At 52.4% G+C, this 6,065-nt stretch carries 5 protein-coding genes; 1 reads left to right on the top strand and 4 read right to left on the bottom strand.

Annotation, left to right across the window (positions count from 1 at the left end; genetic code table 11):
* Positions 1-185 precede the first annotated feature (185 nt).
* Positions 186-1,484, top strand: a complete 1,299-nt coding sequence (locus tag PKH29_03745) for a thymidine phosphorylase (protein HNX13946.1) — start codon at positions 186-188, stop codon at positions 1,482-1,484.
* A gap of 159 nt (positions 1,485-1,643) precedes the next feature.
* Here PKH29_03745 and leuB read toward each other — a convergent pair whose 3' ends face one another.
* From leuB to cimA, 4 genes are read right to left on the bottom strand one after another with little or no spacing between them, the layout of a single operon-like run.
* Positions 1,644-2,717, bottom strand: a complete 1,074-nt coding sequence (gene leuB, locus PKH29_03740) for a 3-isopropylmalate dehydrogenase (GenBank protein ID HNX13945.1) — start codon at positions 2,715-2,717, stop codon at positions 1,644-1,646.
* Positions 2,714-3,217 (bottom strand): 3-isopropylmalate dehydratase small subunit, encoded by a 504-nt coding sequence (leuD, locus tag PKH29_03735; GenBank protein ID HNX13944.1) that lies wholly within the window; start codon positions 3,215-3,217, stop codon positions 2,714-2,716. The genes leuB and leuD overlap by 4 nt, the downstream gene beginning before the upstream one ends.
* 2 nt (positions 3,218-3,219) lie before the next feature.
* A complete protein-coding gene (leuC, locus tag PKH29_03730) occupies positions 3,220-4,485 on the bottom strand; it encodes a 3-isopropylmalate dehydratase large subunit (protein HNX13943.1) in 1,266 nt (421 codons plus the stop codon).
* Between the two features lie 12 nt (positions 4,486-4,497).
* Positions 4,498-6,060 carry a citramalate synthase gene (gene cimA, locus PKH29_03725; GenBank protein ID HNX13942.1) on the bottom strand — a complete coding sequence of 521 codons (1,563 nt, stop codon included), beginning with the start codon at positions 6,058-6,060 and terminating at the stop codon, positions 4,498-4,500.
* Positions 6,061-6,065: the final 5 nt, after the last annotated feature.

Genomic DNA, 6,065 nt, shown 5'->3' with positions numbered 1-6,065 from the left:
GTTCGCTACCTTTTTCCTTCCCTTACTTTGTAACACATCAATTGTAATCCTACAGTTTGATTTTTTAAGCGGCTTCACTGTATTTGCGTTTTATCGCAGATTGTGGTATTATATACCACGCAAAGCGGAAGATATGAGTGAATGAAAGAGTTCTGCACTCAGCATAAAAATTCAGGAGATATTTTATGAGAATGATCGATATTATCGAAAAGAAAAAATACGGCAATCGGCTGACCAAACAGGAACTTGCCTATATTGCAAACGGCGCGGGTGACAGATCAATTCCCGATTATCAGCTCGCCGCCTGGCTGATGGCCGTCTGGTTTAAAGGCATGACCGATCAAGAGACGGCGCAGTTTACACTGGCCATGCGCGATTCGGGCGCGGTCGCCGATCTCTCCGCCATAAAAGGCGTTAAAGTCGATAAGCACAGCACCGGAGGCGTTGGTGACAAAACCACGCTGATTGTCGCGCCGATTGCGGCAAGCTGCGGATTGAAGATTGCCAAGATGTCCGGGCGCGGGCTCGGGCATACCGGCGGCACGATTGATAAACTTGAATCGATCAAGGGGCTTTCCACATCCATTTCTTCTGAAAAATTCGCCGAGATCGTCAACCAAAACGGTATGTGCGTGATCGGTCAATCCAAAGGCCTTGTCCCCGCCGACAAGCATCTGTATGCTTTACGCGATGTCACCGGGACTGTGGACTGCATGCCGCTGATTGCCTCGAGCATCATGAGTAAAAAACTGGCGGGCGGTGCGGACATCATCATCCTCGACGTAAAATACGGCAGCGGCTCTTTTATGTCAACCCGCAAAAAAGCCGAGGAGTTGGCAAAACTGATGGTCGGGATAGGAACCGCCGCAGGGAAAAAAGTCAGTGCGGTAATCACCGATATGGACACACCGCTCGGGCACAATGTGGGCAATCTGTTGGAAGTCGCCGAGGCGGTGGAGATGTTAAAAGGCGGCGGAGACAGCGACCTGCGCGAGGTCTGCCATACATTGGTCAAACAGATGCTGCATCATGCGGGATACTCCGACACAGAAGCCGACAACGCCATTCGAAAATCCATAGAAAGCGGTTCTGCTTTACAGAAGCTGGCCGATACTGTACGGTTACAAGGCGGTGATTCGAGTTGGATTTTAGATACCGATAAGATGCCGAAGGCGAAATATCAGCAGACCGTAACCGCTGAGATAGATGGATATATCCGCAAGACCGATACCAAATTGATTGGCGAAGCCGCGATGCTGCTCGGCGCGGGACGAGCGGTGCTTGAAGATCAAATCGACCCCTGCGCGGGTTTAACCATGCTGAAAAAGACGAATGACAAGGTACAAAGAAGTGAACCGCTTGCGGTGTTATATGCAAGTGACGAAGCTAAATTCGAATCTGCCAAAACCGCATTTTTATCGGCGTTTCAATATGGGGACACATCGCCTAAACCAATTCCGTTGATTTATAAAATTATATCATAAAGACCGTGATATACATCATGTAAAGCTTATATGCTTTACATGATGTTTTGCTTTTCGCAATGTAGGGACGATACGGGCACGGCCCGTTGTAATCGCCCGTTATAAACGCATAAAGGTATCGACGGACTGATATGATCCGCCCCGATTTATAATTTCTGTTTATAACAATCCGATGATTATTTCGGTCATTTGGACGGTGTTCAGGGGGTCGGTATCGGATGTGCCGATGATATCGGCTGTGCGATAACCGGCGGCGAGCACCTGTAAGACCGCATTTTCGATCGCATCTGCCTCTTTTTGCAAACTGAACGAATATCGCAGCATCATGGCGGCAGACAAGATTGTTGCAATCGGATTGGCTTTTCCGGTGCCCGCGATGTCGGGCGCGGAACCGTGAATCGGCTCATATAAGCCGCGTGTGCCGTCGCCTAAAGAAGCCGACGGCAGAAGACCGATGGAACCGGTCAGTACCGAGGCCTCGTCCGAAAGAATGTCGCCGAACATATTCGAGGTGACCACAACGTCAAATTGACCGGGGTTGCGCACCAGCTGCATGGCCGCATTGTCGACGAGCATATCCGAATATTCGATGTCCGGGTGTTCTGCGGCGAGCTTGTGCATGGTCTCGCGCCACATACGGGAGCTCTCCAAGACATTGGCCTTATCCACGCTCGTGACCTTTTTGCTGCGCTTTGCCGCGAGATCAAACGCCACGCGTCCAATCCGTTTAATCTCCTCCACACCGTAACATTCAGTGTCAAAGGCCTCGGGGCCGAATTTGCCCTCTCGTCTGCCGCTTTGACCAAAATACATGCCGCCGGTAAGTTCGCGTACAAAAACGAGGTCGAAGCCCTTTTCCACGATGTCCAGGCGCAGAGGACTTGCGGCTTTGAGAGATTCAAACAATTTGGCCGGGCGGATGTTGGCGTATAAACCCATGGCGGCGCGGATGCCAAGCAGCGCGCGTTCAGGACGCAGATGCCCGGGCAAGGTATCCCACTTTGGACCGCCGACCGCACCGAGCAAAACGCTGTCGGAGGCCAAACAGCCCTTAATGGTTTCTTCGGGCAACGGAATACCAAATCGGTCGATGGCATTGCCGCCTGCGGGCAATTCGATATAATTAAAGTTATGGCCGTATTTCGCACCGACAGAGTCCAGCACTTTGGCGGCGCAATCGACAATTTCGGGGCCGATGCCGTCGCCTTTAACGAGCGCGATATTATAATTCATGTACGACCCCCGATTAAATTCTTCTCAATGGCGTTAATTAAGCCACCGGCTTCAATGATTGATTGGATGAACTTCGGGAACGGCTGCGCAGTATAGGTTTTTCCGGTAGTCAGGTCGGTAATGATTCCGCTGTCAAAATCAATACCGACTTCGTCGCCCTCGGCGATAGCTTTGGCGGCCTCAGGGCACTCGATGATCGGCAGGCCGATGTTGATGGAATTGCGATAGAAAATGCGCGCAAACGATTCGGCGACTACACAAGCAATGCCCGAGGTCTTGATAGCCAGCGGCGCGTGTTCGCGCGAGGAACCGCAGCCGAAATTGCGTCCGCTGACAATGATGTCCCCCGCCCTGACGCGTTTGATAAAAGTCGCGTCGAGATCCTCCATACAATGGGAGGCAAGTTCTTTGGGATCGGAAGAATTTAGATAGCGCGCGGGGATGATGACGTCGGTATCAACATTGTTGCCATATTTGAGGATTTTTCCGTGCGCTTTCATTTTTAACCCTCCAATAATTCGGGAGAAGCCAGTTTGCCCATTACCGCGCTTGCCGCGGCAACCGCCGGACTCGCGAGATAGACCTCGGACTCGGGATGTCCCATGCGTCCGACGAAATTGCGGTTGGTGGTCGAAACGGCGCGCTCACCCTTTGCCAGAATGCCCATATGACCGCCCAAACACGGTCCGCAGGTCGGGGTTGAGACCGCACAGCCCGCGTCGATAAACGTTTTTAAATAGCCCTTCTCCATGGCCTCGAGGTAAATGCGCTGGGTGGCGGGAATCACGATGCAGCGAACGCCCTTCGCAACCTTTTTGCCCTCTAAAATTTCAGAAGCAACGGCAAGGTCTTCCAACTGTCCGTTGGTGCAGGAGCCGATCACAGCCTGATCGATCCTCACATCGCCCACGTCGTCGATTGCTCGGGTGTTCTCCGGCAGATGCGGAAACGCCACGGTCGGGCGCAGTTTGGAGAGATCGATTTCATAAACCGCATCATATTCGGCGTCAGAATCGGCCTTGTAAACGACGGGTTTGCGGCTGCTGTGTGCTTTGATGTAGGAGAGCGTTTTATCGTCGGCTTCGAATACGCCGTTTTTGGCTCCGGCTTCGATGGCCATGTTCGCCATGGTCAGCCGTCCAAAGACCGAGATATGCGAAATGCCGTCGCCGGTGAACTCCATGGATTTATACAATGCGCCGTCCACGCCGATTTTGCCGATGATGTGCAGAATGATATCTTTGCCCGAAACCCATTTTGCGGGCCTGTTTTTTAAGATAAATTTGACTGCCGACGGCACCTTGAACCAAAGCTTTCCGGTCGCCATCGCGCAAGCCATATCGGTCGAACCGATGCCGGTCGAAAACGCGCCGAGCGCCCCGTAGGTGCAGGTATGAGAATCGGCACCGACCACGAGATCACCCGCGACGACGAGGCCTTTTTCCGGCAGAAGCGCGTGTTCCACGCCCATCTGGCCGACATCGAAAAAGTTTTTCACGTTCATATTACTCGCGAATTCGCGCACATATTTGCACTGTTCAGCTGCCTTAATATCTTTATTCGGCGCAAAATGATCCATGACCAGCGCTACTTTATCACAATCAAACACGCAGTTTTTGTTGAGCTTTGAAAATTCGTTGATCGCGACCGGCGCGGTGATGTCGTTGCCGAGCACAAGGTCGACATCGGCTAAAATCAACTGCCCGGCCTCTACCTTATCCATGCCGCAGTGCACGGCCAATATTTTTTGCGAGAGCGTCATTGGCATGATAGTTCTCCCCTAACCATTTATCAGTTTATATTCGAGCGAATCGACCAGTGCAATCCAGCTGGCTTCAATAATATCGGTTGCGACGCCGACCGTCGTCCAGACTTGTTCGCCGTCCGAGGACTCGATTAAAACGCGCACCTTGGCCGCAGTGGCGTCCCGATCGCCGAGTACGCGCACTTTATAGTCGGTCAAATGGACTTTTGCAAGCTGCGGATAAAACACCGAAAGCGCTTTGCGCAGAGCAAGGTCGAGCGCGTTGACCGGGCCGTTTCCGGTAGAAGCGGCGGTCTCGGTCTTGCCGTCCACTCGAATCTGGATCATCGCATATGCTGAAGTCGCACCTTCCGAAACCGGATAGTCGCCCGTAGTCTTATATTGAATCAGCGAAAAATATGGCTGATAACGCCCCAATAGTTTTAAAATCAATAGTTCGAAACTTGCATCGGCGGCCTCGAATTGGTAGCCGTTGCTTTCAAGTTCTTTGAGCTTTTCAACGATCTGCGCGGTCTCGGGTGAGTCCTTTTTGAGCTCGGGCGCGAGTCTCGCGGCTTTTTCGAGTACCGTCGTGCGCCCCGAGACCTCGGAGGTCAAAAACCGCCGCCGGTTGCCGACAAGCGCCGGATCGATGTGTTCAAATGATATCGAGAGCTTGCTGACGCCGTCGATGTGCATGCCGCCCTTGTGCGCAAACGCGCTTTTTCCGATAAACGGCTTATCGCCCGGAATGTTGAGATTGGCGATTTCGGCGATTCGGATGGCGGTTTCGCTGAGTGATTCGATTTTTATATTCGGCATTTCATAGCCGCGTTTTAATTTCAGGTTTGCAATTACGGCGGAGAGATCGGCGTTGCCGCACCGCTCGCCGAAACCGATAAAAGTTCCCTGCACTTGCATTGCCCCCGCTTCGACCGCAAGCAGCGAATTTGCGACCGCACAGCCCGAATCGTTGTGACAATGTATTGCGACGTGCATGTCTGCAAAAGCCCCGCAGACGCGTTTTACGACGTCATAGAGAGCGAGCGGAGCGGTACCGCCGTTGGTGTCACACAGGCACAACAAGTCCGCACCGCCGCGCTTTGCGGCTTTCAACACCTCGAGCGCGTAATCGGGGTTTGCGGCGTATCCATCAAAAAAGTGCTCGGCGTCAAAGATGACCTCGCGATTGTTTTGTTTTAAAAAACGAACGGTGCTTTCGACGATGTCAAAGTTTTCATCCAATGTCACACGTAATATTTCGGTTACATGTAGATCCCATGCCTTGCCGAAAACGGTCACCGTCTCGGTATCGGCTTTAAGTAGAGCCGCCACGTTTTCGTCGTCACAGGGGCCCACACCTTTACGGCAAGTGCTGCCGAATGCACAGAGCTTGGCGTTTTTTAGCCGCAAGCCTCGTACCTGCTCGAAAAACGCCGTGTCCTTGGGATTCGAAAACGGATTGCCCGCCTCGATGTAATCAACGCCGAAATCGTCGAGCGCTTTGACGATGTTCAATTTGTCCTGCACCGAAAACGAGATACCCTCGCCCTGTGCGCCGTCGCGCAGCGTTGAATCGAAAATTTCAACGTTTCTCACTTATT

This window comes from Oscillospiraceae bacterium (genome assembly GCA_035353335.1).
Taxonomy (GTDB): domain Bacteria; phylum Bacillota; class Clostridia; order Oscillospirales; family JAKOTC01; genus DAOPZJ01.
Note: the sequence above shows the minus strand (reverse complement) of the source record. Positions and strands in the feature narration are given on the sequence as shown.

Bases quoted from the DNA above. Each gene is read 5' to 3' on its own strand.
- PKH29_03745 (HNX13946.1), top strand. From the start codon at position 186: ATGAGAATGATCGATATTATCGAAAAGAAAAAATACGGCAATCGGCTG.
- leuB (HNX13945.1), bottom strand. From the start codon at position 2,717: ATGAATTATAATATCGCGCTCGTTAAAGGCGACGGCATCGGCCCCGAA.
- leuD (HNX13944.1), bottom strand. From the start codon at position 3,217: ATGAAAGCGCACGGAAAAATCCTCAAATATGGCAACAATGTTGATACC.
- leuC (HNX13943.1), bottom strand. From the start codon at position 4,485: ATGCCAATGACGCTCTCGCAAAAAATATTGGCCGTGCACTGCGGCATG.